Source organism: Thalassotalea loyana (genome assembly GCF_030161435.1).
Taxonomy (GTDB): Bacteria; Pseudomonadota; Gammaproteobacteria; order Enterobacterales; family Alteromonadaceae; genus Thalassotalea_G; species Thalassotalea_G loyana.
In genome coordinates this window covers 89,190-115,638 of the sequence record NZ_BSSV01000002.1, presented here as the reverse complement: position 1 = coordinate 115,638, position 26,449 = coordinate 89,190, and the positions used below count along the sequence as shown (strand labels likewise).

Annotated in this window: 23 protein-coding genes and 1 tRNA gene; 9 read left to right on the top strand and 15 right to left on the bottom strand. The window is 40.2% G+C overall.

Annotated elements, in window-relative coordinates; genetic code table 11:
- The first annotated feature begins 286 nt into the window (after positions 1 to 286).
- Positions 287 to 1,882, top strand: coding sequence for an isocitrate lyase (locus QQK05_RS05635; RefSeq protein WP_284296572.1), 1,596 nt, complete (start codon positions 287 to 289; stop codon positions 1,880 to 1,882).
- A 100-nt stretch (positions 1,883 to 1,982) separates the two neighbouring features.
- Here the strand turns inward: QQK05_RS05635 and ykgO are convergent, their stop codons facing one another.
- From ykgO to QQK05_RS05615, 4 genes are all read right to left on the bottom strand, one after another.
- The gene (ykgO, locus tag QQK05_RS05630) at positions 1,983 to 2,120 is read right to left on the bottom strand and encodes a type B 50S ribosomal protein L36 (protein ID WP_284296571.1); all 138 of its coding nucleotides are present in this window, start codon (positions 2,118 to 2,120) and stop codon (positions 1,983 to 1,985) included.
- Positions 2,120 to 2,371: a type B 50S ribosomal protein L31 gene (locus QQK05_RS05625; RefSeq protein ID WP_284296570.1), complete on the bottom strand. Its 252-nt coding sequence runs from the start codon at positions 2,369 to 2,371 to the stop codon at positions 2,120 to 2,122. The genes ykgO and QQK05_RS05625 overlap by 1 nt, the downstream gene beginning before the upstream one ends.
- Before the next feature lie 132 nt (positions 2,372 to 2,503).
- Positions 2,504 to 3,319: a hypothetical protein gene (locus tag QQK05_RS05620; protein ID WP_284296569.1), complete on the bottom strand. Its 816-nt coding sequence runs from the start codon at positions 3,317 to 3,319 to the stop codon at positions 2,504 to 2,506.
- On the bottom strand, positions 3,312 to 4,235 hold the full coding sequence (locus QQK05_RS05615) for a LysR family transcriptional regulator (RefSeq protein ID WP_284296568.1): 924 nt from the start codon (positions 4,233 to 4,235) through the stop codon (positions 3,312 to 3,314). The genes QQK05_RS05620 and QQK05_RS05615 overlap by 8 nt, the downstream gene beginning before the upstream one ends.
- A gap of 99 nt (positions 4,236 to 4,334) precedes the next feature.
- On the opposite strand from QQK05_RS05615, the gene ppc reads away from it, so the two are divergent.
- Positions 4,335 to 6,896 (top strand): phosphoenolpyruvate carboxylase, encoded by a 2,562-nt coding sequence (gene ppc / locus QQK05_RS05610; RefSeq protein ID WP_407704863.1) that lies wholly within the window; start codon positions 4,335 to 4,337, stop codon positions 6,894 to 6,896.
- Positions 6,897 to 6,968: 72 nt separating this feature from the next.
- On the opposite strand, the gene QQK05_RS05605 is transcribed toward ppc, so the two are convergent.
- The 6 genes from QQK05_RS05605 to tkt form a co-directional block, all read right to left on the bottom strand.
- Positions 6,969 to 7,751 carry a DUF481 domain-containing protein gene (locus QQK05_RS05605; protein ID WP_284296566.1) on the bottom strand — a complete coding sequence of 261 codons (783 nt, stop codon included), beginning with the start codon at positions 7,749 to 7,751 and terminating at the stop codon, positions 6,969 to 6,971.
- The gene (locus tag QQK05_RS05600; RefSeq protein WP_284296565.1) at positions 7,741 to 8,571 is read right to left on the bottom strand and encodes a mechanosensitive ion channel family protein; all 831 of its coding nucleotides are present in this window, start codon (positions 8,569 to 8,571) and stop codon (positions 7,741 to 7,743) included. The genes QQK05_RS05605 and QQK05_RS05600 overlap by 11 nt, the downstream gene beginning before the upstream one ends.
- Before the next feature lie 252 nt (positions 8,572 to 8,823).
- Positions 8,824 to 9,888, bottom strand: a complete 1,065-nt coding sequence (gene fba, locus QQK05_RS05595; RefSeq protein WP_284296564.1) for a class II fructose-bisphosphate aldolase — start codon at positions 9,886 to 9,888, stop codon at positions 8,824 to 8,826.
- 351 nt (positions 9,889 to 10,239) lie between these two features.
- The gene (locus tag QQK05_RS05590) at positions 10,240 to 11,415 is read right to left on the bottom strand and encodes a phosphoglycerate kinase (protein ID WP_284296563.1); all 1,176 of its coding nucleotides are present in this window, start codon (positions 11,413 to 11,415) and stop codon (positions 10,240 to 10,242) included.
- Between the two features lie 39 nt (positions 11,416 to 11,454).
- Complete coding sequence (gene epd / locus QQK05_RS05585; RefSeq protein ID WP_284296562.1) at positions 11,455 to 12,465, bottom strand: erythrose-4-phosphate dehydrogenase; 1,011 nt, start codon at positions 12,463 to 12,465, stop codon at positions 11,455 to 11,457.
- A gap of 66 nt (positions 12,466 to 12,531) precedes the next feature.
- Complete coding sequence (tkt, locus tag QQK05_RS05580; RefSeq protein ID WP_284296561.1) at positions 12,532 to 14,514, bottom strand: transketolase; 1,983 nt, start codon at positions 14,512 to 14,514, stop codon at positions 12,532 to 12,534.
- Between the two features lie 253 nt (positions 14,515 to 14,767).
- On the opposite strand from tkt, the gene QQK05_RS05575 reads away from it, so the two are divergent.
- Positions 14,768 to 15,691 (top strand): 2-hydroxyacid dehydrogenase, encoded by a 924-nt coding sequence (locus tag QQK05_RS05575; protein ID WP_284296560.1) that lies wholly within the window; start codon positions 14,768 to 14,770, stop codon positions 15,689 to 15,691.
- Between the two features lie 334 nt (positions 15,692 to 16,025).
- On the opposite strand, the gene QQK05_RS05570 is transcribed toward QQK05_RS05575, so the two are convergent.
- From QQK05_RS05570 to QQK05_RS05560, 3 genes are all read right to left on the bottom strand, one after another.
- On the bottom strand, positions 16,026 to 16,301 hold the full coding sequence (locus tag QQK05_RS05570) for a YgjV family protein (RefSeq protein ID WP_284296559.1): 276 nt from the start codon (positions 16,299 to 16,301) through the stop codon (positions 16,026 to 16,028).
- 145 nt (positions 16,302 to 16,446) lie between these two features.
- Positions 16,447 to 16,523: transfer RNA gene (locus QQK05_RS05565), tRNA-Arg, on the bottom strand.
- Between the two features lie 42 nt (positions 16,524 to 16,565).
- Complete coding sequence (locus QQK05_RS05560) at positions 16,566 to 17,735, bottom strand: flagellar assembly protein T N-terminal domain-containing protein (RefSeq protein ID WP_284296558.1); 1,170 nt, start codon at positions 17,733 to 17,735, stop codon at positions 16,566 to 16,568.
- A gap of 164 nt (positions 17,736 to 17,899) precedes the next feature.
- On the opposite strand from QQK05_RS05560, the gene QQK05_RS05555 reads away from it, so the two are divergent.
- The 4 genes from QQK05_RS05555 (at position 17,900) to QQK05_RS05540 (ending at position 20,986) form a co-directional block, all read left to right on the top strand.
- Positions 17,900 to 18,538, top strand: coding sequence for a FlgO family outer membrane protein (locus tag QQK05_RS05555; RefSeq protein WP_284296557.1), 639 nt, complete (start codon positions 17,900 to 17,902; stop codon positions 18,536 to 18,538).
- A 9-nt stretch (positions 18,539 to 18,547) separates the two neighbouring features.
- Entirely contained in the window at positions 18,548 to 19,003 is a 456-nt protein-coding gene (locus QQK05_RS05550) for an LPP20 family lipoprotein (RefSeq protein WP_284296556.1), read from the top strand.
- A 159-nt stretch (positions 19,004 to 19,162) separates the two neighbouring features.
- Entirely contained in the window at positions 19,163 to 20,443 is a 1,281-nt protein-coding gene (locus QQK05_RS05545) for a sensor histidine kinase (RefSeq protein WP_284296555.1), read from the top strand.
- A 9-nt stretch (positions 20,444 to 20,452) separates the two neighbouring features.
- Positions 20,453 to 20,986 carry a response regulator transcription factor gene (locus QQK05_RS05540; RefSeq protein ID WP_284296554.1) on the top strand — a complete coding sequence of 178 codons (534 nt, stop codon included), beginning with the start codon at positions 20,453 to 20,455 and terminating at the stop codon, positions 20,984 to 20,986.
- Between the two features lie 64 nt (positions 20,987 to 21,050).
- Here the strand turns inward: QQK05_RS05540 and QQK05_RS05535 are convergent, their stop codons facing one another.
- Together QQK05_RS05535 and QQK05_RS05530 are read right to left on the bottom strand one after the other, a co-directional pair.
- Entirely contained in the window at positions 21,051 to 23,135 is a 2,085-nt protein-coding gene (locus QQK05_RS05535) for a TonB-dependent receptor (RefSeq protein ID WP_284296553.1), read from the bottom strand.
- Between the two features lie 135 nt (positions 23,136 to 23,270).
- Positions 23,271 to 23,711: a universal stress protein gene (locus QQK05_RS05530; protein ID WP_284296551.1), complete on the bottom strand. Its 441-nt coding sequence runs from the start codon at positions 23,709 to 23,711 to the stop codon at positions 23,271 to 23,273.
- A 264-nt stretch (positions 23,712 to 23,975) separates the two neighbouring features.
- Between QQK05_RS05530 and QQK05_RS05525 the strand changes: the two genes are divergently transcribed.
- Positions 23,976 to 24,338, top strand: coding sequence for a DUF5329 domain-containing protein (locus QQK05_RS05525; protein WP_284296550.1), 363 nt, complete (start codon positions 23,976 to 23,978; stop codon positions 24,336 to 24,338).
- Between the two features lie 246 nt (positions 24,339 to 24,584).
- Entirely contained in the window at positions 24,585 to 26,153 is a 1,569-nt protein-coding gene (locus QQK05_RS05520) for a tetratricopeptide repeat protein (protein ID WP_284296549.1), read from the top strand.
- Positions 26,154 to 26,449: the final 296 nt, after the last annotated feature.

Below are 26,449 nucleotides of genomic sequence, written 5' to 3'. Positions count from 1 at the left end.
ATAATTCTTCTTCATGACCACTATAGTGCTTTTGTTATTGTTTATTCAAATGTTTTTAGCGAATTAGACTTAATACTTTAGTTTTAGAACCTGTTTTTCGTTTGTAACTTATTGAAAGTTATATCTTTAATTTTTACTTGTGTTAGAGTTATAACTCTAATATAGATTTTGTGAATAGTGATAATGCTAATAATATATTTCAGTTATGTGAAAGTTCAGGATTAGTATTAATGACGTTCCCAATGAAAACTTTTATAACCACATTACATTGATTTAAGGAAACGCTATGTCGACTTATACAAAAGAAATTGATAATGCAGCATCGCTAATCGCTACACAAAACGAAGGCTGGAATGCTATCTCTGCAGAATCTGTAGCTCGCATGCGCCTTCAAAACCGTTTTAAAACGGGTTTAGATATTGCTAAATACACAGCAAAAATTATGCGTCAAGATATGGAAAACTATGATGCTGATCCAGCGAAATACACGCAATCTTTAGGTTGTTGGCATGGCTTTATCGGTCAGCAAAAAATGATTTCTATTAAGAAACATTTCGAAAATACTGACCGTCGATACCTATACCTTTCTGGCTGGATGGTTGCAGCATTGCGCTCAGAGTTTGGCCCATTACCAGATCAATCAATGCATGAAAAAACATCTGTAGCATCGCTAATTGAAGAACTTTACACCTTCTTACGTCAAGCTGATGCTCGCGAGCTAGGTGGCTACTATCGTGAACTAGATGCTGCACGTGATGCTGGTGACGAAGCAAAAGCACAAGACGTACAAAACAAAATCGACAACCACATTACTCACGTTGTACCAATCATTGCGGATATTGACGCAGGCTTCGGTAATGCGGAAGCAACTTACTTGCTTGCTAAGAAGATGATTGAAGCAGGTGCATGTTGTATCCAGTTAGAAAACCAAGTATCAGACGAAAAACAATGTGGTCACCAAGACGGTAAAGTAACTGTGCCACACGAAGATTTCTTAGCGAAAATTCGCGCGGTTCGTTACGCATTCTTAGAGTTAGGTGTAGACGACGGCGTTATCGTTGCTCGTACTGACTCATTAGGTGCTGGTTTAACGAAGCAAATCGCTGTAACTAAAGAACCAGGTGACTTAGGTGACCAATACAACTCATTCTTAGACTGTGAAGAAGTAGCTGCAGGCGACTTAGCAAACGGTGATGTAGTCATAAATCGCGGTGGTAAGTTACTTCGTCCTAAGCGTTTAGCATCAAACTTATTCCAATTCAAACAAGGTACTGGTGAAGCACGTTGTGTACTTGACTCAATCACATCATTACAAAATGGCGCAGACTTACTTTGGATTGAGACTGAAAAACCACACATTGGTCAAATCGGCGGTATGGTAAATGAGATTCGTAAAGTTATTCCTAATGCGAAACTTGTTTACAACAACTCTCCGTCTTTCAACTGGACACTTAACTTCCGTCAGCAAGTATTCGACTCTTGGACTGAGGAAGGTAAAGACGTTTCAGCATACGATCGCAACAACTTAATGAGCGCAGAGTATGATGAGTCTGAATTAAGTACTGAAGCTGACAACCGTATCCGTACGTTCCAAGCAGATGCTGCACGTGAAGCGGGCATCTTCCACCACTTAATTACTTTACCAACGTACCATACTGCGGCGTTATCAACAGATAACTTAGCGAAAGAGTACTTCGGTGAGCAGGGCATGTTGGGTTACGTTAAAGGTGTGCAACGTAAAGAAATTCGTCAAGGTATCGCATGTGTGAAACACCAAAATATGGCAGGGTCTGACATGGGTGACGATCACAAAGAATACTTTGCCGGTGAAGCTGCATTAAAAGCTGCTGGTAAAGACAACACTATGAACCAGTTTGGTTAATATCAAAACAAAGTTTCTCTAGAACGTTATTTAGTTTTGAAAGTTAAAAGCCCGCGAAAGCGGGCTTTTTTTTGGCGTCGTTATGGCTAAATACAACGTGTTACTTTTTCTTTTTGCCTTGAACGGCTTTAAAGCGCGGGTTCGATTTGCAAATAACGTAAACACGACCACGGCGCTTCACTATTTGACAGTCGGGGTGTCTTGCTTTTGCACTCTTTAAAGAGCTTAGTACTTGCATTATTCAAGTCCTTTAAAGTTATAGCGTTTATTAAACTTCGACACACGACCATCATTTTGTGCCTGGCGCTGTTTACCCGTGTAGAAAGGGTGCGATGCGCTAGATACATCAATTGGCATATAAGCGTATGTCTTACCTTGATATTCGATGGTGTTTTTTGTTTGTAACGTAGAGCCAATGACAAAGTACGTATCGGCGGCGGTATCGTGAAAAACTACATCACGATATTCTGGGTGGATACCTGGTTTCATAAATTTCCTCCTAAATTTTTCGATATGTTATAACATAACTAAATGTTAATGCAAATGATTCTTATTTGGGTTTGTTGGGTGGTAGGTAAAGGAGGAGGCGCGAGCGTTTGTTTGGTTTATCTTATCGTTCGATTACTGCCTCAATTCATTTGCCAATTCTATTGCTTGTATCACTTCAGCGTCCGTCATCATTCGACGAAGCTTTTCTTGAATAGTGAAAACAGTATTATAAAAGTCGTTATTGTCAGTGGTTTGTAAGGCAACTTCTGTATAAGCAAATGCTTTGTGGAAATTGGGCTGTCCATTGTTTGGGTCGTCATGATGATAACCGAGGATTAGACGCATGAGTGATTTTTCATTTCCTTTTTTTGCCAGGTGTTCGGCTAAGTCAAACTTTAAATGTTTAAACGCTAGCTGTTGGGTTATTTGCTGCCGACGATTTAATTGGTCTAGCCCCACAATTTGTCCAAATTCAAGGTCTCCGATCTGCCAAAGTTCATCAAGCGCGTCATCAGAGCCAAGTGATGCTGCTGTAGCGAGTAATTCAATCGTGTTTTGATGAGGAGTTTTTATCCTGCTGCAATCTTCGTATCGAATTAGCATGTCATTTATATAGGCTTGGGGCTCGTTAAGCTGATTGGCATTATTCAACCAAAGATTTAGCTCATCCTGAGATTTTGGCGTATTTCGACAGCGCCTGATCGTTTTAGCTATCAAATACAGTGAGTGGGGTGAGGGGCTGTCAACGACATCAGATTCCACTAAAGTTTTATCAACTGATGGCTTTGGCTTTGTAGCCTTACTTGCGCGGCTATCAGATATGGGGGGCTGAATTAACGTGCTAGTTTCATGAATCGCTGCATCTTCAACAACATAGTTATAAGAGATAAAGAGTAAAAACATTAGACATACAGTCGCTATGGCAATTTTACTTCTGGTTTTACTCATTTACGATCAACCCCATTGTCGATATTTCATTTTTTATATAATCACTGAATGCTTGAGCAAGTAATGAGAGCTTACGTTGTTTGCTGTGCACAAGATACCAGTCACTGACAATAGGGAAATGCTCAACAGCTAAAGTTACAATTCCTTGGTTTGAACCGTTTTCTACCGAGTGTCTACTTAGTATTGCCAATCCTAAGCCTTCAGCTACCATATTTTTGATAGCATCATTGCTTTCAACCATCATTCGTTGACGTAAGCTGATATTGTGTTTTTGGCAAAACTTGTCGATTGTGGTCCTGGTTCCAGAACCTTTTTCTCGCAGGATAAAAGGATAGTGTTGAATTCTGTTTAAGCTCACTTGCGCTTTTCGAGTGAGTTCGTGACGTTCAGGCGCAATGACAACTAAATCGTTGTCCAAAAAAGGTACTTTGTTAAGTGCTAAATCATCTGGGCAATGGCTTAATACATAAAAATCATCTCGGTTTTGCATTGCTCTTTCTATTACTGTTTTGCGATTTCGTATCGACAGCTCTACATCAATATTTGGGTATTGGCGGCAAAATGGACCAAGAATTCTTGGCATAAAGTTTTGCGCGGTAGACACTATACACAAGCGCAATGTTCCGGCTTGAAGTCCATTAAAAGCATTGAGCTCGATCGATAGGTTTTCAAAATTGTTTGCGATTTGCTGAGCTGCGTTATAGACAGTTTGACCGACTTCAGTAATGACGATCTTTTTGCCACGCTGATGGTACAACTCAACGCCAAGAAGCTCTGATAGTTTCTTCAGTTGGATAGAAACAGACGGCTGAGCAATGTACATACGTTGCGCCACCTTTGAAACACTTTGAGTCTCTACTAGTGCAGAAAATAATTGTAGTTGTCTTATCGTCGGTGTTCGATTTGCTGAAAACATATATAGATAAAAGTAAATATAATACTTAGTTTATATATATTGGAATTAATAATTAAGCAAGATTAAATTGGAGTTAACACTAATTTTACTTTTGAAGAGATGACTATGTTAGAAGCCATCAGGAATAACGTTCGTGTTCTTGGTCAATTGCTCGGTCAAACGATAGCAATTGAAAAAGGAGATGAATGGGTTGATAAAATTGAAACGGTTAGACACTTAAGTCGTGATGTAGTTAACGCCGACCAACAAGCATTAGCGACATTGAAAGAATTGTTTGCAAAGACAAACGAGCAGGATATGTTGGTGTATGCGCGCGCCTTTAGCCAATTTCTTAATCTATCAAATATTGCTGAACAACAGTACACGGTAAGTGAGCAAGGACTTGCGGAGCTAGATCTTGCTCATCCACTAGAGGCGTTGCAGGCAAAATTAGGTAAGATAGATGCCGAAGCGTTTAAGAAAGCGCTTGATAAGCTACATGTTGAGCTTGTCCTTACCGCACATCCAACAGAAGTTAACCGACGGACATTCATTCATAAGTATCATCAGATTGCATTAGAATTAGAAGAGAACCCTAATGACACTTCACGCATTGCTGAGCTAATAGAGCAGGCATGGTTTACCAATGAAATAAGAAATGAACGGCCGACACCTTTGGATGAATCTCGCTGGGGGCTTGATGTTATTGCAGATAGTTTATGGACAGCCGTTCCCAAATTTATTCGAGAGTTGGACGAGGTTGCTGAGAAAATAACAGGCTCTGCTTTAACGCTTGATTATGCGCCCATTACAATGGCCAGCTGGATGGCTGGTGACAGGGATGGCAATCCATTCGTTACGGCAAAACTTAGTGAACAAGCGTTATTAAATGCAAGGTTGCGAGCAGCTGAATTATATTTGCAAGATTTTAAAGAGCTCTATCTAGAACTCTCAATGAATAACGCTAATGATGCGCTGCTACTTGCTGATATAGATAACATCGGTCCTTATCGTCACCAATTGAAACAAGTTATTAAGTCATTAGAGAACACAATTGATACCTTAAGTGATGGCAATACTGCAGGTGCTATCGAATCAAAAGATGCATTATTAGCTCCTCTTTACCGATGCCGCGAGAGTCTGCTCGATCATGGCCTAACACGCATTGCAAACTCAGGCCTTTTAGATCTAATTCGCAAAGTGCATTGTTTTGGTATATCAATGGTAAAACTTGATATTCGTCAGCATAGTGAACGTCATAATCAAGCGATGACTGAAATTACAGAAGCACTTGGTATCGGAAATTATGAAACATGGACTGAAGCTGAGCGTGTTGAGTTCTTGCTTGCTGAGTTAAACAATAATCGACCATTAATTCCTAATGTTGAATTTTCCCCGGACGTACAAGAGGTTCTTGATACTTACGCGATGATAGCGCGCCAACCTAAAGAAATTCTGGGTATTTATATAATCTCTATGGCGAGTGAAGTGAGTGATGTTTTATTGGTTGCATTACTACAGAAAGCTACCGGTGTGTCATGGGATATGCCAGTCGCACCACTTTTTGAAACCTTGGATGACTTAAATAATGCACCTAAGGTTATGGCGAATCTACTGGATATTAATGAGTATGTGGCAAGATGCCATGAAAAACATTACGTGATGATTGGCTACAGTGACTCAGCTAAAGATGCAGGTGTTTTAGCCGCAACTTGGGGACAATATACGGCTCAAGAAGCGTTAGTTGATGTCTTTGAAAGTCGTGATATTGAATTGAAACTGTTCCATGGCCGCGGTGGTACTATCGGTCGTGGTGGTGGACCTGCAAATGCGGCGATTGCTTCACAGCCTCCGGGCACATTATCTGGAGGCTTGAGGGTGACAGAGCAAGGCGAAACTATCCGCTATAAGTTTGGTTTACCGAACTTAGCTGTGCGTAGTTTACATTTATATGCCTCTGCCATCTTAGAGTCACTCGTTACGCCGCCACCTAGGCCTAAAGCTTCATGGCGAGCATTGATGGATAAAATGGCAGAACAAAGTTGCTTACAGTATCGTAGTTATGTTCAGGATAAACCAGATTTTGTCCGTTACTTCCGTCAGGCAACACCTGAGCAAGAGCTGTCATCGCTGCCGTTAGGTTCGCGCCCGAGTAAACGACGAGCTGATGGCGGGATTGAATCGTTGCGAGCAATTCCATGGATATTTGCTTGGAGTCAAAATCGAATGGTAGTGCCAAGCTGGTTAGGGCTAGGGCAAGCTCTTGCAGATAATTTATCTAATCATACGTTAATGGAAGAGATGTTAGAGCAGTGGCCATATTTCAATTCTCGTATTTCGTTAACTGAAATGGTGTACTTGAAATCAGAGCCTTTGGTGGCTTCGTTGTATGACGATGCCTTAGTAGAAGACTCGTTAAGGTCACTAGGTAAAGAGTTGCGACTGCAATTAAGAAATGATGAAGAAACGGTACTTAAACTGCTTGGTCAATCTCAATTAATGCAACGTGACCAATGGAACTTGAGCTCCTTTGAATTACGACAACCTTATTTGTTACCACTTCATGTTATGCAAATTGAGGCGTTACAAAGACTTAGGGATAACCCCGAGCATCCAATCTATGAACAGTTATTAATGGTGACCATGGCCGGAATTGCCACAGGTATGCGCAACACAGGATAACGTTAAGAAAAAACAAAAATAAAAAAGGCTGTCAGATTATGACAGCCTTTTTTTATTGACAACCCTGAGAGATTAGAAGCTGTAAACAACCGTAATCGCTGTTTCTGTGTCTGTTTTCTTTGTACCTGGTTCCACTTTTGTATTGTGGTCGATATTTAAAGAAAACTTAAGTTGTAACGTTTCAATTAACTTAGTAGAAATTGATGTTTCGCTACGATAAACACTGTTTTCTCCACTTTTAGGTGCGTATTTAGCAGCTAAGTATTGGCGGAATTCAACGTGTTCGTTAATTTTATGAAGATATAAACCTGAAGCTTGAACAATGAAAGCATCTTTAGTTTCTTCTGGTATGGTATCAGTAGCCATCACGATATCACGTTTGAAACCCGGACCAATATCCGCATCAAAGCTTGAAACTTCCGTTTTATACCAACGACGACCCCAACCAGCTGAAGCTGACGCTTGAGATTCAAAACCACTGAAACGGTCTTGTTTGTAATCAGCACTACCGTACACGTAGTTTGATTGACCTTCGTTAATGGTATAGTTGGTTTTTGCCGCAATATTCCACGTTTGGTCAGACGTTACCCACTCATCTTCACCGTTCTCGTCTTGCACTTCGCTTTTCTTTGCAAGCATGTTGAACTTTAACGAGTTACGCCAGTGAGCTTGGTCATAACGCAGCTCTACACCCGCTTTTATATCAGCGCTATTAGTGTTACCTGTTTTTAATAGAAAGCCCAATTCCATAGCTGTCGTAAGTTCAGGTTCTTTTTTTTCTGCAGCGCCGCCGTCCTGTGCTAGTGAGAAAAATGGCACTAGTGCTAGTGCCAATGCATTCATCTTAGTCTTCATTTGTACTCTCGTGATTAACTTGCACAGACATATGCGGGTAAGGAATTTCAATACCAGCTTCATCAAGTGCTGTTTTAATGTTTTCTAATAAATCGAAATATACTGGCCAGTAGTCACCAGATTTAACCCAAGGACGAACTACAAGGTTAACTGAGCTGTCAGCAAGCTCACTAACACCAATAGTTACGTCTTGATCTTTTAAAATACGCTCATCTTTAGCTACAACATCCGCTAGGATTTGACGAGTTTGTGCTAAATTTGCGTCATAGCTCACACCAATCACTAAATCGATACGACGTGTTGGTTTTGTTGAATAGTTAGTGATCGTGCCACCCGTAATAGCACCGTTTGGAATGATAACTGTTTTGTTGTCACCCGTGCGTAACTTAGTTGAGAAAATCAATACTTCTTCAACAATACCTGCAACACCACTTACTTCAACAAAGTCACCCGCTTTGAATGGGCGAAAAGAGATCAGTAAAACGCCAGATGCGAAGTTAGAAAGTGAACCTTGTAATGCAAGGCCAATGGCTAAACCAGCAGCACCTAAAATAGCGACTAACGATGAAGTATTAAATCCTAAGTGCGAGATAGCAACGATTAGGGTTAACGTGAAAGCTAAACCGTAAACTAGGCTTTCAACGAATGAAATAACGGTCTGGTCAACGTTTTTGTGGCCAAGTACTTTTGCTACACCTTTACTTACTAGGCGTGAAAGCATTTTACCGATGAAAACGATGAGAATGGCAACAAATAGCTTGATACCAAAGCTAATAAGAAGGTCTTGGTTTTCAGAAAACCAGTTTATAACTGTATCCATGTGTACTCTCCGGGTTTTTATTGTCGAGGTTTATCATCCATTGCGCGAACAACAAGCGCGCCGGGTATTATATATATTTTGATTCTTAACGCTATACCTTTAGCTTCCAGAGGTTATAAGGTACTCACGTTTGTAACAAAATATTAATGCCAATAGTTATAAAAAAAGAGGCTTCAGCCTCTTTTTTAATCAGATATATAGTAACAAAGCTCTTGCTATTTGACCATAACGAGCTGTTTACATACGTATTAATTATTTAATTAATGCGTTTAATTCGCCATTTTCGTAACGAGTGAACATCTTTTCCAATGAAATTGGCTTAATTTTACTTGCGTTACCTGCTGTACCAAATGCTTCATAACGCGCAACACAGATGTCTGTCATTGCTTTTGTTGTTTCAGCTAAGAACTTACGAGGATCAAATTCGCTTGGGTTATGCGCTAGGAAGCGACGTGTTGCACCTGTTGATGCTAAACGTAAATCGGTGTCGATATTTACTTTGCGAACACCGTTTTTGATACCTTCTTGAATCTGCTCTACAGGTACGCCGTAAGTTTCAGGGATATTACCGCCATATTCGTTGATAACGGCCAACCAATCTTGTGGAACAGAAGATGAGCCATGCATAACTAAATGGGTATTAGGAATACGCGCGTGAATCGCTTTGATGCGGTCAATTGCTAAGATATCGCCTGTTGGTGGACGAGTAAACTTGTATGCGCCATGTGATGTACCACAGGCAATGGCTAATGCATCAACTTGTGTTTTCTCAACAAAGTCAGCTGCTTCTTCTGGATCCGTTAACATTTGTTCTAATGTTAATTTACCTTCTGCGCCAATGCCGTCTTCTTCACCTGCTTCACCCGTTTCAAGTGAGCCAAGACAACCAAGTTCACCTTCAACTGAAACACCACAAGCGTGTGCCATTTCAACAGTACGACGAGTTACATCGACGTTGTATTCATAGCTTGATGGCGTCTTGCCATCTTCCATTAATGAACCGTCCATCATTACTGATGAAAAACCTAACTGGATTGAGCGTTGACATACACTTGGTGATGTACCGTGATCTTGGTGCATAACCACTGGAATGTGAGGGAATTCTTCAATTGCTGCCAAGATTAAGTGGCGTAAGAAAGGCGCACCTGCGTATTTTCTCGCACCAGCTGAGCCCTGTAAAATAACAGGGCTATTGGTTTTGTCAGCCGCGATCATAATCGCACGGACTTGCTCTAAGTTATTTACGTTAAATGCTGGGATACCGTATCCGTTTTCAGCTGCGTGATCTAGCATCTGACGCATTGAAACTAAAGCCATTCTTAACTCCTAATCGTACACTTGTGGTTATGTAAGTTGTTAGTAATAACGAAAACTTGTAACGATACCAATTGAAATATTGCTTTGGTCATCTCAGAGCTATGTCAGAGCTGAGAGAGCAAATCATTTTTTCACTTGGTATTTAATGTAATGTGTAATGAAAGTTTTCATTGGTCGGCGCGGATTGTATCAGAGTGATGGGTTAAATAAAGGAATTTGGTCAACTTTTTATCGGGAAAAAAGTTAAGTGGATTTATAACGAAAAAACGCCAAATAAAATGAAGAAATCACTTATTTGGCGCGTGTTTTGTAGAAAAATTACAACGCATTAAATTTGCGTTGTTAAGCGGATTATTTCGCGCGTTCTTCTAGGATGGCAACAGCAGGTAATTTCTTACCTTCAAGAAACTCTAAAAAGGCACCACCACCTGTTGAGATGTATGAAACTTTATCCGCGATATTGTATTTATCAACCGCTGCTAATGTATCACCACCGCCTGCAATAGAGAACGCAGCTGAATTAGCAATCGCATTTGCAATCATTTCAGTACCAGCGCCAAATTGGTCAAATTCAAACACACCTACTGGGCCATTCCAAACGATAGTACCGGCTTTTTCTAGAATGTTTGCCAGTGCTTTTGCTGAGTCTGGGCCGATATCAAAGATCATGTCTTCTTCAGAAACGTCAGTCACCGCTTTTAATGTCGCTTGGGCTGATTCTGAAAACTCAGTACCCACTACAACGTCAGTTGGAACAGGAATATCACCACCATTTGCTTGAGCTTGTGCCGTTAAGCGTTTTGCTTCGTCTACTAAGTCTGCTTCAAAAAGTGACTTACCAACATTGTGACCTTGTGCTGCAATGAAAGTATTCGCAATACCACCACCAACAACTAATTGGTCAACAATACCCGCTAATGAATCTAGTACGGTTAATTTTGTTGATACCTTCGAGCCACCTACGATTGCGACGAGAGGGCGGGCTGGGTTATCTAGTGCCTTGCCAAGTGCATCAAGTTCTGCTGCAAGTAAAGGTCCTGCACATGCGGTAGGTGCAAATTTAGCAACACCATGAGTGCTGGCTTGAGCACGATGCGCAGTACCAAAAGCGTCCATTACAAAAATGTCACAAAGGTTGGCTAGTTTTTTCGCTAAGGCTTCATCGTTTTTCTTTTCGCCAACATTGAATCGGATGTTTTCAAATACAACTAACTCACCAGCACCAACTTCGACTCCTTCAAGGTAATCAGTGACAAGGCGAACAGGGTAGTTAAGTGCAGCAGCAAGGTAATCAACAACAGGTTGTAGCGAAAACTCAGCGTTGTATTCACCTTCTGTAGGGCGACCAAGGTGCGACATTACCATGACTTTAGCACCAGATTCTAAGGCTAATTTTAACGTTGGTAAGGCTGCTTTTAAGCGAGCATCTGAAGTGATTTTGCCATCTTTAACTGGTACGTTTAAGTCTTCGCGAATAAGTACGCGTTGATTGGCAAGTGCTAAATCACTCATTTTGATTACTGACATGATTAACTCCGTTTGGACAAAAGTGTAATAAACTATAATTTATACTTTAGCCATGGCTAAAGCAGTATCTAACATTCTGTTGGCAAAACCCCATTCATTGTCACACCAAACCAGCATTTTAACCAAACGCTTGTGGCTAACACGGGTCTGATTACCGTCGACAATGCAAGAATGAGGGTCATGATTAAAATCGATTGAAACTAGCGGCTCTTCGGTATAACCCAATATGCCTGATAGGCCATTGCCAGTAGCTTTTTTTATTGCATCATTTATATCATCGATAGAAACATCTGTGTTGACGGTAACGCTTAAATCCATTGCCGTCACATTGATCGTTGGCACACGCACAGCGATTGCTTCAAACCTACCTGCAAATTTGGGTAAAATTCTCTCAATACCTAAGGCAAGCTTCGTATCGACAGGAATGATTGACTGACTTGCTGCACGCGTTCTGCGCAAATCAGGGTGATATGCGTCAATGACTTGCTGATCGTGCATTGAAGAATGAATTGTCGTGATCGTGCCACTTTCAACACCAAAAGCATCATCGATGGCTTTGATAACAGGAACAATACAGTTTGTCGTGCATGAGCCATTTGAGACAACAGTGTGTTCCGGCAATAAACTGTCCTGGTTGATACCATAGATGATTGTGTTGTCTATATTCTTGGCAATAGGCTGGGAAAACAGCACTTTCTTAGCACCTTGCTTGAGATGTGCTTCGCCGTCTGCTTTCGTGGTATATACGCCCGAGCATTCAAGTACGATATCAACATTATGCTCAGCCCACTCAAGAGCGCTTAAACTTTTGTGATGGCTGATATTGATAATATGGTCGTTGATTATCAGTTGATTTTTGGTATGCCTTACTTCAAAAGGAAAACGACCGTGCGTGCTGTCGTATTTTAAAAGGTGCGCGATACCTTCAATGTCAGCTAATTCATTAATAGCAACGATATTGATTTGATGTTGGCGGTTTGTTTCAAACACAGCACGCAATACGCTACGGCCAATTCGTCCTAAACCGTTAATGGCGATGTTTATCGACATAACTCTCTTTATTGAAAATAAACGCCGAACATGGGTTCGGCGTTTTGTTTACGTGTTTTTGATTTATTAAAGTGTGTTAACAGTGTTTACTACGTTGTCCACAGTAAAACCAAAGTGTTCCATCAACACACCACCTGGTGCAGATTCACCAAATGTTGTCATACCTACAACCTTACCAGCAAAACCAACGTACTTGTACCAGTAGTCAGTGTGTGCAGCTTCGATAGCAACACGCTTCGTTACTGATGAAGGTAATACAGACTCTTTGTATTGTGCATCTTGCGCGTCGAATGCATTCGTCGATGGCATAGATACAACACGAACCTTGTCACCTAATTGCTCTGCGGCTTGAAGCGCTAATGAAACTTCAGAACCTGTAGCGATTAAAATAACGTCTGGTGTACCAACACTGTCACGTAATACGTAACCACCTTTTGCGATGTTAGCTACTTGCTCAGCACTGCGTGCTAAGTGTGGTAAACCTTGGCGAGAAAATACTAAAGACGTTGGTGCGTTTTGACGCTCAACAGCATTTTTCCATGCAACTGCTGATTCAACAGAATCCGCTGGGCGCCATGTTGCCATGTTAGGTGTTGTACGTAAGTTCGTTAACTGCTCGATTGGTTGGTGAGTTGGACCATCTTCACCTTGACCGATTGAGTCATGGGTGTAAACGAAAATGTTTTGAATACCCATTAACGCAGACATTCGAACAGCGTTACGTGCGTACTCCATAAACATCATGAACGTTGCACCGTAGTTGATGAAACCACCGTGTAATGAAATACCATTCATAATGCCTGACATGCCGAATTCACGTACACCGTAGAAGATGTAGTTACCAGCAGCATCATCTTGAATACCTTTAGAGCCAGACCATAATGTTAAGTTAGAGCCAGCAAGGTCAGCAGAGCCACCTAATAGTTCTGGTAAGATTTTACCGAATGCTTCAATTGCATTTTGTGATGCTTTACGCGACGCAATGCTTTCACCTTTTTCAGCACATTCTTGGATAAATGCATCTGCTTTTTCAGCGAAATTAGCAGGTAATTCACCTTTAATTACACGACGCTCGTATTCTGCCGCTAATTCCGGATGCGCAGCTTGGTAGGCAGCGAATTTGTCATTCCATGAAGACTGAGAAGCTTGGCCTTTTTCAGATTGGTTCCAATCAGCAGCGATATCTGCTGGGATTTCAAATGGCGCATGAGGCCAGTTTAAAAATTCACGAGCAGCTGCAATTTCGTCTTCACCTAATGGTGCACCGTGACAGTCGTGAGAACCAGATTTGTTTGGTGAACCAAAACCAATAATTGTTTTACAACAAATCATAGTTGGCTTGTCTGTTACTGATTTCGCTTCTTCAATTGCTGCATTGATTGCTTCTGGATCGTGACCATCAACATCAGCAATTACGTGCCATCCGTATGAAGCAAAGCGTGCAGGCGTATCATCTGAGAACCAGCCTTCAACATGACCATCAATTGAAATACCGTTGTCATCCCAAAACGCGATTAACTTACCTAAACCAAGAGTACCCGCTAAAGAACAAGCTTCATGCGAGATACCTTCCATTAAACAACCATCGCCCAAGAAACAGTATGTGAAATGATCAACGATATCGTGACCTTCGCGGTTAAATTGCGCCGCTAAGGTTTTTTCAGCAATCGCCATACCAACAGCATTTGAGATACCTGCGCCTAATGGGCCTGTGGTTGTTTCTACACCTGGTGTGTAACCGTATTCCGGGTGACCTGGTGTTTTTGAATGTAATTGACGGAAGTTTTCAAGCTCTGACATTGGTAAGTCGTAGCCAGATAAGTGAAGCAGTGAATAAATCAACATTGAGCCATGGCCGTTAGATAAAATAAAACGGTCGCGGTCAACCCAGTTAGGATCGGTTGGGTTGTGCTTTAGGTGATCACGCCATAATACTTCGGCGATGTCAGCCATACCCATAGGTGCTCCTGGGTGACCTGATTTTGCTTTTTGTACAGCATCCATACTTAAAGCACGAATAGCGTTGGCCAATTGTTGACGAGACGGCATAGTTGCTCCTGAACTCAGTAAATTTGTATTGAAAAGAAAAGTTGCGGTATTCTCGCTCACCCGCCGGTTTACTGCAAATATTATTATCTTATTTCATGTATATTTTTTGATATGTAGCAATGACATGGTTGCATAAAAATTTAACCATGTGGTTAGTTTGGGGTAAGCAAGTAAGACAGACCCAAAGTAAAAGTTTTGGTATATTGCTCACTTACATTATTCCCATAAGATTAAACTGCGGTAACGAACGACTATGTCTATTGCTTTAGTGATTACTGATCGCAACGCTGAAAAATTACAAAAATTATTACAACAGCGTTTACCTAATGAAAATATTCAACTGTGGCCAAACATATCATCGCCAGAGGATGTGTCCTTTGCGGTTATGTGGAAGCACCCAGCTGATATATGGCAACAATTGCCAAACTTAAAGGTTGCACAGTCTTTAGGCGCTGGGGTAGACCATTTCACTTTTGATCGTCATATTCCAAACAATATTACGTTATCACGAATTGTGGTTGATTCTTTAGCAACGCAAATGGCTCAATATGTTCTAGGCGTTATTTTGATGAGGCAATGCCGACTTGCGGAATTCGCCAAACAACAAGATGAAGTACAATGGAGGTTTCAAAAGCGCTTAAAAGGAAATCGAGTGATCGTGCTTGGCGTCGGGAAAATCGGTGATGTTGTAGCAAGGAGTTTGGTTCAAAATGGATTTGACGTTACCGGTTGGAGCCGTTCGGCACAGTTCGATAAAAGCTATCCGTGTTTGTATGGGAAAGATGAACTCTATCATGCGCTAAATGATATGGATTACGTCGTCAATTTATTACCTGATACTGAAGAGACGCAAGATTTGATAAATAAGACCTTTTTCGATGCTTGTAATCATGATCTTTGGCTCATAAATGTTGGTCGTGGGAATACCGTTAACGAACATGATTTATTAGTTGCATGTCAGCTGAACAATATAGCTGGCGCAACATTAGATGTTTTTAAACAAGAGCCGTTGCCAGCAGACCATCCTTTTTGGCAAACATCAAATATTGATATCACACCCCATATTGCGGCAATTACTGATCAAAAGGAAATTATTGAGCAGATAGCTAAGAATTATTTGGCAATGTTAAATGGTGAACAAGTAGACAATGTTGTCGATAAATTAAAAGGATATTGATGTAACTGCACTAGTGGAGAATAAAAACTCAATAAAGTGTGGGAAAGGTATTGAAATAGCTGAGTTAATGGCGTAGTGTTGGTGTGTTAAGAGTCGAAAAAATAAAATAAAAACTCTGAAGGCAGAAAATGAATAGGTCATCTCCTAGGGGACTGAAATTGACCACCGTGATGCTTGCAGTCGCTGTATTAGGTTTATCCGCTTTTTTCAGCAATAGCGCCACTGATGGAGATAGGGACGTTGTAATTGAACAGGAAAACTAATCTGTTTAACAAAGGATTTTAAAAATTAAAAAACCCGCATTAGCGGGTTTTTTTATGGGCGATAAATAGGCTTAATTCGCAATTTCTAATTTTTCGTCGAATGCAGCTTTGTCACGTTTGAAAAGCTTATTAAATTTGAATTTAAACAAGTATGCGCCATTAATCGCAAGAATAATGACATTTGAAATAACACCCTGAACAACATCTATATGTGTATAGTAAACGCCTAGACATAGACAACCCGTAAAAGTCACAAGTCTGAGTTTAATCATATCTTTAACAAAAAAAGCACCGATGCATAAGGCTAAACCAAGCCAGCTGATGATGTCGAAGAACATTTCGTTCATTAGTGGGTATTACTCCTAGTGTTTGTTTATTTAATAATACATTTGTGTAAAAAAAGAGCGCGCATTATCAAGATTTATACAGCACTAAACAAACGAAAAAAATTACTGTTTTCGGATTAGTTTTTCTAATGGTTATGTGGAGAGGTGGCGTCCCTGAGACGATTCGAACGTCCGACCCTTCGCTTAGGAGGCGAATGCTCTATCCAGCTGAGCTACAGGGACATTGCGATTATCTTAGCTAATTTATGCATTTTATCCAAATAATTAGTACCTTACAGCGATGTCATTGTGTTGAATATTATCCAATATTTCATCATTCATCGTCGTCGCAGTAGTCGTATCTTGGGTAATCTTAATGACCTTAACTTTATATGGGCTAACGTTAAATCCAGTATACTGTTTACCGTTATTCGCAATAAAATTTTCTTGGTGTAATAGAGAAAATTCGTCACCAATCTTAACACCATGGCGTTTACCAATATTTAAAATTAACTCAGTATCACCCGCGTGAATAATTTTTGCTTTAGATGGCTGACACATTAATGACTCATCTAAGTCCATTACTGCTTGTTCTAATATTCGATTAATGCCAAGACCATAAGGGCTGGTTTGGAATTGACTACTCGCCACATCGACCTGTTCACGGTACTTGTATGTCCATGGGGAGGCGGTTGTGTATTGTTGTTCTAAAAATGATTCACCGGTGTTGCCATCAAATAAGTGGATTTTTATTGAAAAATTTCTTGGTAGAATTTTCTCTTGCCAGAACTTCCAGCTATTTGTTGCCTCGTTTTCAAACGAAAGGTCTGTGATCTCGGTGTACAACACAAACTGGCTTTGTGTCATATCAGCAATACTAATCGTTAAATCTTTCAGTTTGTCTTGTTCGAAGCTATCAATATAACGAGAAAACTGAGTAGGACTATTAAGCGCTAACTGTGTTTTCATATAACGCGTATTATTTTGCAGTTGTGCGTTCAGTTGATGAGCAATTTGTCTATCAAGCTGATAGATCCCACCTATGTTAGCTTGTTCACGATGCTTTATGTGGGCCTTGGTCACTAACAACCTTTTTTGATAATCAGCAGCAAAACACTTTTTGTCTTGTGGAAATATGTCAGCACGAATTGTAATAGTGACAATGTTATCTTGATACTGCTCTTCAACGATTTCAAAGCCATTAACGACGCCACTTGCACGAACGTTGAGTTCGTTTTTCGTCATCAAGCCGTTAACGACTTGTTGAACACTAGAAACGGAAGCTCCAGCAACCAATAGCGCTTTTTTCAAGGCGTTTTCTGTTGCCCGCGTTTTCGCTATTTTCTTACCGCTACTGTCTATAAACGAACTACCAGATGCCTGAAACCATTCGGCGTAGGATGGCGCTGAGTGTAGTAGCAGAGTCATTATTGATAGTGTTGCAAATTTACGCATATTTTATGTTGTCAGGCTTTTGTCGCTTCATTGAATTACAAAGTAAGATGCATTTATTGTGCCTAAAATAGTGGATATTAAATTTGCCAACAATAGATTGTTGGCGCAAAAAATGCTTAGTAGTCACTAGAAATATCAATAACGGCCCAACAAGGGGATAAATTATGAAGCATTGGCTTGCAATTGTTTTACCAAGTTTATTAGTCGCATGCTCATCTTCAGATTCTGATACGCAAGGGTATTATGCGAATGAACAAGCGAATACTCAGAAAATAACCATGGAAACGATGCCAGTTCATGCAATTAACGATGTCGTCAAGGTTATGACTAATAATCTAATTAAATCAAGCGATTACGTTTCTCCTAAAACGCCTGTGGCAGTTGCGTCATTTGTTAATCTAGATGATCTGGAAACAACCCATTGGCTAGGGAATCAATTAGCTGAGAGCTTGGTGTATGAACTACAACATCATGGTTTGAAAGTTATTGATTATAAAACGACAGGTAATATTCGGGTAACACCTGAAGGCGATTTTGTTCAAAGTCGTGATTGGCAACAATTGCCGTCTCGCCAATTAATTGACTATGTAGTTACCGGAACGATGACGAAACAAGACGGTGGAGTTTTGGTGAATGCCCGCATTATCGGTATGAAATCAAATGTTGTTGTGGCGACATCTCAAGCCTATATCCCCGATTGGGTTATTGGAGAGGAAATCTCACACCAACAAAACGTTAAAATGCAAAACGGAAAAATTTACCGCGATGCTAATGCAGGCCAAGCCGCCAAAGACGCAAAGTAGAGGCTAGTTATGAGAAATATTATCATTGTTTTGTTGTTTTCTACGTTTATTAATGCGTGTTCAAGTTTTGACAAGCATGTTCAATATGAACGCGTGAAACCTGAAGAGTTCCCTGTGTTGACAGCGATTGGTCATGCGCCTATTAGCTTGCAAAAATCGAGTAATGAAACGCAAAGAATGCTAATGGCAATTAATGCGTCAAAAATTGCCGCTTATGCCGAACTTGCTGAACAAGTTTATGGTCAGCAGGTAAGTGGCAGTACAACGATGGCGGACATGCTAATCGCAGACCAAGTATTAACTGCGAAAGTACAAGGTATTATCCGCGGTGCGAAAGTGATTAAAAGCTATCCTGTAGGTGATACTTACACGACCGAATTGTCATTAGACTTTGCTGATGTTTATCACGTCTATGAAGCAATGCATGTTGAGAAAAGAGTCAAGGATGTTACCTATTCATGGTAAAATTACGGTTAACGAATTAAACGAGGCTTAGCCTCGTTTTTTTTCACCAAATTCTTTTCCCATAAGTAAGCTAGGGTAGGCCGAGCACAATACAAAAATGAAACTTTATTACGATTATTTAGTTACTTAATACGAGGTGGCTATGGTAAAATTTTCCTAATGTTTCGAACTATCGGTAAGGCTATTTTCACAACTATGTTGCTCCCTATTTCAGCTAAGTCTTCTACTGATTATATTCTTCTTTTGCGCAGTGCATCGATAGTTATTCAATCAGCGCTCGTTATTTTTGTTAACCTTGTTCTTGAATATCAATTACCTTGGCTTGCGATATTTACCATTATTTTCGTTGAGTCGGTTTTTAACGCGCTGACATACTTTTTCCAGAAGCCCGAAAACGCGAATAGCCCCAGTTTTGTGTTTTTTCAATTATCTGCTGACGTGATTTTCCTGACTGCATTGCTGTATTTTTCAGGAGGGGCGACTAATGCTTTTGTTTCACTATTACTTATTCCTATTGCAATCGCTGCGGTTGTGTTACCAGCAAGGTTAATGACAGTGATCGCAATTGAAGCTGTGGTTGCATATAGCGTGCTACTGTGGTTGATGCCGATGCACGTCATGCACGGCAATATGGAAGGTCACTTTATTGGTATGTGGCTAAACTTTTTATTTACTGCGATTGTTGTGATTAGCGTAGTGAGCAATATGGCAAAAGCCATAAACAAAAATAAGTTAACGATTGCAAAGTACCGCGAACAACAACTCAAACAAGAACAAATAATTGCATTAGGGGTCGCATCGGCTCAAGTAACGCATGATTTGGCTACGCCAATCTCTACAATCCAACTTTTATCCGATGAATTAGCCGATCTCGCCAATGAAGAACAATCAGAAGTCGTTAGTGATCTTCAAACACAAGTTACCCGATGTGCACAAAAACTTCATGATTTTAGGGAGCAAAGCCAAGTCATTAGGCGTGGTGATAAATACAGTTTACCGATCGAAACTTTATTTGAACGCTTGAGGCAAAGCTGTTTGTTAACCTACCCCGAAACAACGTTTGATTTTCAAATTGCAGACCGGGTGAGTCATCATGAAATATTGTGTGATAGCAGTTTGTTACCAGCGTTAATTAACTTTGTTGATAACGCTGTTAAAGCCTCTTTGGCCAATCAACAAGAAAAAATTGAGGTTTGCTTTTATCAACAAGAAGAGTTGTTGCTTATTGATATTGTTGATTTTGGTGGTGGCTTTTCAGAGCAGGTGATTGATCGCGTTAATCATAGTGCATCGAGTATTACGACCGGTTTAGGTGTGGCATTAATGCTAAGTAATGCAAGTATTGAACGTATTAATGGAGAAATTATTCTCACTAATCACCAACGACAATCTGGTGGGGCGATGGTGTCTATCTCCTTACCATTCGCCGCTCAAAAGTAGGTTTATCAAATGTGCAAACAACGCTTGTTAATTGTTGAAGATGACGAGGTGCTATCAACGACTCTTGCTCGACGTTTATCTCGTTATGGTTTTGATTGTCATCAAGTTTACTGCTTTGACCAAGCATTAATCAAATGCCTCGACGTCCAGCCAAATGTTGTTTTACTTGATATGCATTTAGGGGAAGATAGTGCGCTACAGCTAATTGGTCCAATGCGTAATTCGCTCCCAAACGCTCGAATTATTTTAATAACCGGCTATGCAAGTATTGCGACAGCTGTTGACGCAATCAAGCGTGGGGCCGACGATTATTTAGCAAAGCCTATCGATAGCAAAATGCTGTTACAGACGATTGAAGGAACAAACGTCAAGTTAGCTGATGCACCTGTTGAAACACTTTCCTCGGAACAGTTGGAGTGGGAGCATTTAAACCAAGTACTAAAACTTAATAATGGTAATGTATCTGCAGCAGCAAGGCAGCTTTCTATGCATCGCAGGACTTTGCAGCGTAAGTTAAAAAAACGCCCTAGCTTCAGCAAGTGAGGCTAGGGCAAAGGTAAATGCGTAAGCATTTATGTGGAAACATTTATGTGGAAACATTAAGCGGTTAAAAGTCGTAATCGACTGCGAGCCAAATATCGCGACCAGCCGAAGGGAATCTCTCCATTACATCAATCTCACTATGATTTACACGGTTATAGCCCGATAGATGGTTTTGATAATCTTTATCTAATAAATTACTGATACCTGCTTTTAGTGTGATTTGTGATGTCGGTGTATAAGCAAACTGCAGATCTAGATAACCATAACCGGGCGTCGTTTGCTCTTTGTTTGTGTTTGATACCTTATCCTGCTCGGCGACCGCGTGTAGTTTGATTTCTGCCAAGTAGCTCTCTTGCTGGTAGCTAATTGCCCAAGCTGCAGTTAGTGGTGCAACGCGATAAAGGTTATCGCTTATATCTTCGCGCTTGCCTCGAACATAGCTTGCTTGCAGGCTTGTCTGCCAAGCGGATGATAGGTGGTAAATGATAAGTGTTTCTGCGCCGTATAAAGACGCTTCAACATTGTCGTATTGTAAAACGGTATCATTATTCATCATCATGTTGGCAATCATGATCGCTTGCATGTTTTGAGACGGTACACCTTGAATGTAGTCATCAATGTATTGGTAATGCATGTCTGCAAGTACCTGCCAAGTTTTCGTTTGATAGGTTAGACCCAGATTCGTTTGATAAGCAGTTTCGGAAGATAAATTGACGTCACCTAGGTAGGTATTACCGTCTGCAAGCCCCCCAGTAGCTTCCATTGGTATCCAAAGGTATCGCTCTTGATAACTTGGTGCTCGTTCTTTTCGTGCAGCTGCGAATGACAGGAGCGTATGTGGTGTAAGTTGATTTTTATACTCGAAAGTTAAGTCGATATCGATTGATGACTGACTTCTATCACTGTTGTTAAAATCGTTAACCAGATCTCCAACGGCAGGGTTCATCATCGCCATGTGATGACTGACGTCCCCAGCATCTGCACTGATGTGTTTGATCCGTGCGCCGAAATTCACACCGTGCTCTGTTGCTTGATTATGATATTGAACGAATAGGCTATGTTTGGCTTCTTCAACGTCGTTGAAGTTTTTAACTTCAAACATAGTATTATTAGGGTTGGTGATTGTTGCATTATGATCAGCATAAATACCATCTGCACCAACAAGCCAGTTATCATTTTGCCAATGGATGTTATAGCTATAATTTTCTGAATCGGCATTATTTGTTCTAAACCCATTCATATTGTTATTGGGTCTATTGTTAAAGTTATCCATTTCATGGTCAGCGTCTGTATAACCAAGGCTCCAATTCAATTGACTGCTAGTGAAATAGTGACTGCCAGTTAATCCAACTCGATGGGTAAATATATATGTTATATCCATCGGCAGTGCTGGCGTACCTGAATCCTGAGTATCAGTGTAATCGTAAGTTAGGCCCAGAATACTTTCTTCGCTTTGTTGCCACTTGGTCTCTAAGCCAGCTTGGGTCTTGTTATATTTTGTTGGTGTGATGGTTTCACCAGATGCCGTTTCAATATCGTCTCCTTGATGAAAATCCACGTACACAAGTGCGCCAAATGCTTGGTTAGCTATATTAGTGAAGGTAGAAACCTTGTTAGCATCACTATTGTTTGCGTATGCGGCATTGACACTGCCATTGGCTGTCCATTTTTTTGAATCATTGAGTTCAACACTTTGTGTATTTACATCAATGGCCCCACCCAGGGTTTCTATTCCTGCACTAACGGGGGCAATACCACGGTACAGCGTTAACGAATCGCTCGTTATATTTGCAGCATAGCTAAGAGGCGTATCCATAGCATTTGGACCTGCGCCAATGATTGGTTGACCGTCAACTTTTACAGAGACTCGGTCCCCATATAGCCCTCGATATTGCGCAATACCAACAATAGGTCCATTTTTATTGACGTTTGCACCTGGAATAGAAGTTAACCAATCTGACAAGTCTGATGTTTTCGCTTGATCATAGGCGATGTAACTATTATTCAATTGCTCCATTGATGAAGTCACTACAATTCGTTCTATATCGATCGCATCGGGTGTTGGTTGATTCTCGCCGTAGACATAAAACGATTGGATAAAGGTTAGGGATAAAGCGGACAGCTTAAACAGTGTATTTCGTTGCCACATACTATTTGTACTACTCTAGTTGATTTGTTGTTTTTATATCGGGTTGTGGCTAATTCTGACCGATTAAATATTGTGTACAACGATTGAAATAAAAAGTGCGACAATATGTCGCACTTTAGCGCAAAAAGTATATATCTACGGTACTAATACCACTGGAATGCCTGCTTTGTGTGCTATTTTATTTGCAACACTACCAAGTAATAAATCAACAAACCTAGAACGGCCTCTTCGCCCCATAAATAACATATTTGCTTGTTCGTGTTTTGCACATTCATGTAATACATCGACGGGGTCACCCCATAACAATTGGTAGCTAATCTCGACACCAGTTTCTTTGTATTTTTCGAGCAAAGGGGTAATGATCTTTTTCAGGGTTTCATCTTGCTCATTTCCTTTGTCGATAATGTAAGGTTCAGTACCCTCCATTAAAATAGGCTGAATTTTTCCAAATTCAATAACGGATATCAGCTCTACTTGAGCATTAGTTTGTTTTGCTAGATTAATCGCACGCATAACTGCTCGATTACTCCACTCACTCCCATCAACACCTACAATGTATAAAGGTTTTTTCATCATTCAATCCTCCTCTACCTTTAAACTTAACAACGGTATTCGGACTCATCAAGTGAGTTTTATGAACTAGATCAAGCTTTTGGTCGGTTTAACTGAGTTAATTTTAAGAGGAATATGTAACGCAAAAAGCAAACTAAACATACTTGGTTACATTGTTGTAAAACAAATAATTAATGCATGCGCTTTAATGTCACTGTGAAGGAATTAATAAAGCAATGTATAAAATTAATTTATATAGTGTAGTTAGGTTTTATAGTGGTAGCTGACATGATACGTGTATTACTTTTCGTTTTTGGGGCTTTGTGCAGTCAGGTTGTGTTTGCCGAAGAAAAAGAGATTGCCAGCCAGGAGATTGAGTATTTAATTTCAACGGTAGAAAAAAGTGGTTGCAGGTTTCATCGCAATGGTGATAGTCATGACGCTACGAGAGCCGCTGATCACCTTAGATTAAAACTAAGACGTGGCAAGAAGTACGCAGACAGTGCAGAGCATTTTATCGAACGCCTTGCAAGTAAGAGTTCGTGGACTGGGAAAGCCTACCATTTAGAATGTCAGCCAGGACAATTGGTTGAAGTCGAAACTTGGATGTTGGATAAATTGTCCGTTTACCGAGCCCGTAGTCACAAATAGCTCCCGAGAAAACAGCTAAACGTATTATGTATCACACGACTTTAGTCTGGCAGACAGGCATTTCGCTAGGTTAAATGTTCATCGCTAATGTGGCACAAAATATAATTATTTGTCTTGATTTAGATAAAGCGGAATAAATAGTTTCACACAGCTCCTAACTAGGAAAAAACGCGTTATCGTGCTATTTTTCTGATGTTAATTACTTTTTTGCTCGTTTTGAGCCTCGTTCTCCTGAAAAACAATAAAATGCTAAGACACTTAATTTTCATCAGTTCATTAATATTTGTTACTAACGTTTATGCGTTACAAAGCGAATTTGAACAGCGCATCGAAAAAGCGCAATCTATGACGGATCATCAAGAGGTTCTGCAAGCATTGAGCACGCTTGAGAATGAAGTTAGCTCACCCGTCGAGCAATCTTTAATTAATTTGGCAATAGCACAGCGTTTAATTGCAAAAGGTGATATCCCTGGCGCTCAGAAAAGTGCCATTGAGGCAGCTGACTATGCCGAATTACAAGGCTTTCCTGAGCATGTTGCAAAAGCTAACAAGTTGGAAGCTATTACTTATTATTATCTTGGTGATTATGAAAAGGCTGTTGACGGCTATAACGCTACATTAGTGCATTATCGCATGACTAATGATTATGTTCAGCAAGCTAACCTATTGAACAATATTGCTTTAGTTAACACCCGCATTGCTGAATATGAAAGTGCGTTAGCAGCGTATAGTGAGGCTCAAGCACTTTATCAGCGCTATGGCAGTGTTCGAGATCAAATTGACATTAAGCACAACCTAGCTGTGCTTTATATCAATTTACGTCAATTTGATAACGCGATTGAGTACTTTGAGGAGTTATTGGCATGGCATACTGAAAACTCAAATCAAGAAGAACTGACTCAGATCTATGCGGAATACAGTGTGCCACTCAAACAAGCGCAACAATATGACAAATCTCTTAAATTTGGTTTGAAAGCACGAGATTATTATCAGACGACTAAAAATGACTACCGTTTAGCATCAACGTTGCATAATTTATCAGAAATTCAATTTGAACTTGGCAACTTTGAACAAGCACAGGCTTTTGCTAAAGAGTCTACATTATTAGCTGAAAAAGTAGGTCACCAAAAGGCGTTATCAGGCGCATTGTATGTCTTGGCTAAAAGTTATTTTGCGAGTCAAGATACAGTGAATGCACTATCGTATTTATCCAAAGCAAACGATATCGCTATGCCAGCTAAGGATGAAGCATTAGTCAAAGATATTGCATGGCTCTACGCTATGATTTACGCCAACCAAGGAAATATTACGCAATCTTTAGCGTCACAAAAGTTTGCGATTAATAAGCAGTATGAATTATCCAATACTGCGCTAAATACGAAGTTAGCTCGTTATCAATCTAAGCAGCTCTCACAACAAATTAATCAATTGAAACAGCAACAGGCTCTCAATGATGTGAAAGCCAAACAAGCATTTCAATATTGGTTATCATTATTACTAGGTGTTGTGTTGTTTGGCCTGTTGAGCTTTTTCATCTACAGCCGAAATGTTGAGAGAAATGCAAATAAACAACTTAAAGAAAAGGTTGAAGAACGCACGCAAAAAATTGATGACTTAAACCGAGAGCTCGCACGTACAGTGAAGCTTAAGAAAGAAAGTATAGAAAAACTAGCAAGTCAAATTGCTGAGCCACTGGCACAAATTACCGACAAAATTGAACATATCGTTACGAACGACAACTTATCAGAAGAATGCAAAAGTGCACTGAATGAGATTAATAAGGATATTGCCGAAATTTCAGATGACCTCAGGTAGGGGCGTTAAACAGTAAGGCAAACTCTTGTGTTCAGTTAGCTTAGCCGTTTTGGCTTTCGACCTAATTATTACTATATAACCGCATGTTGAAATGTGCCGAATTAACGCGTATTTCGGGTAAATATTGGTCATCAATCCATAAGATTAAACCACGAATATCTTTTTTGTTAGGGCGGTCTGGATTATTCCCTCGTCGCTTTTTGTGATGTTTTATTGAATATTCACGTCATATAGCCGCTAAATGTTGCAAATTAGTTGATGCTCTAGTAATTTGGAGCGTGGAAATTGAATCTAAT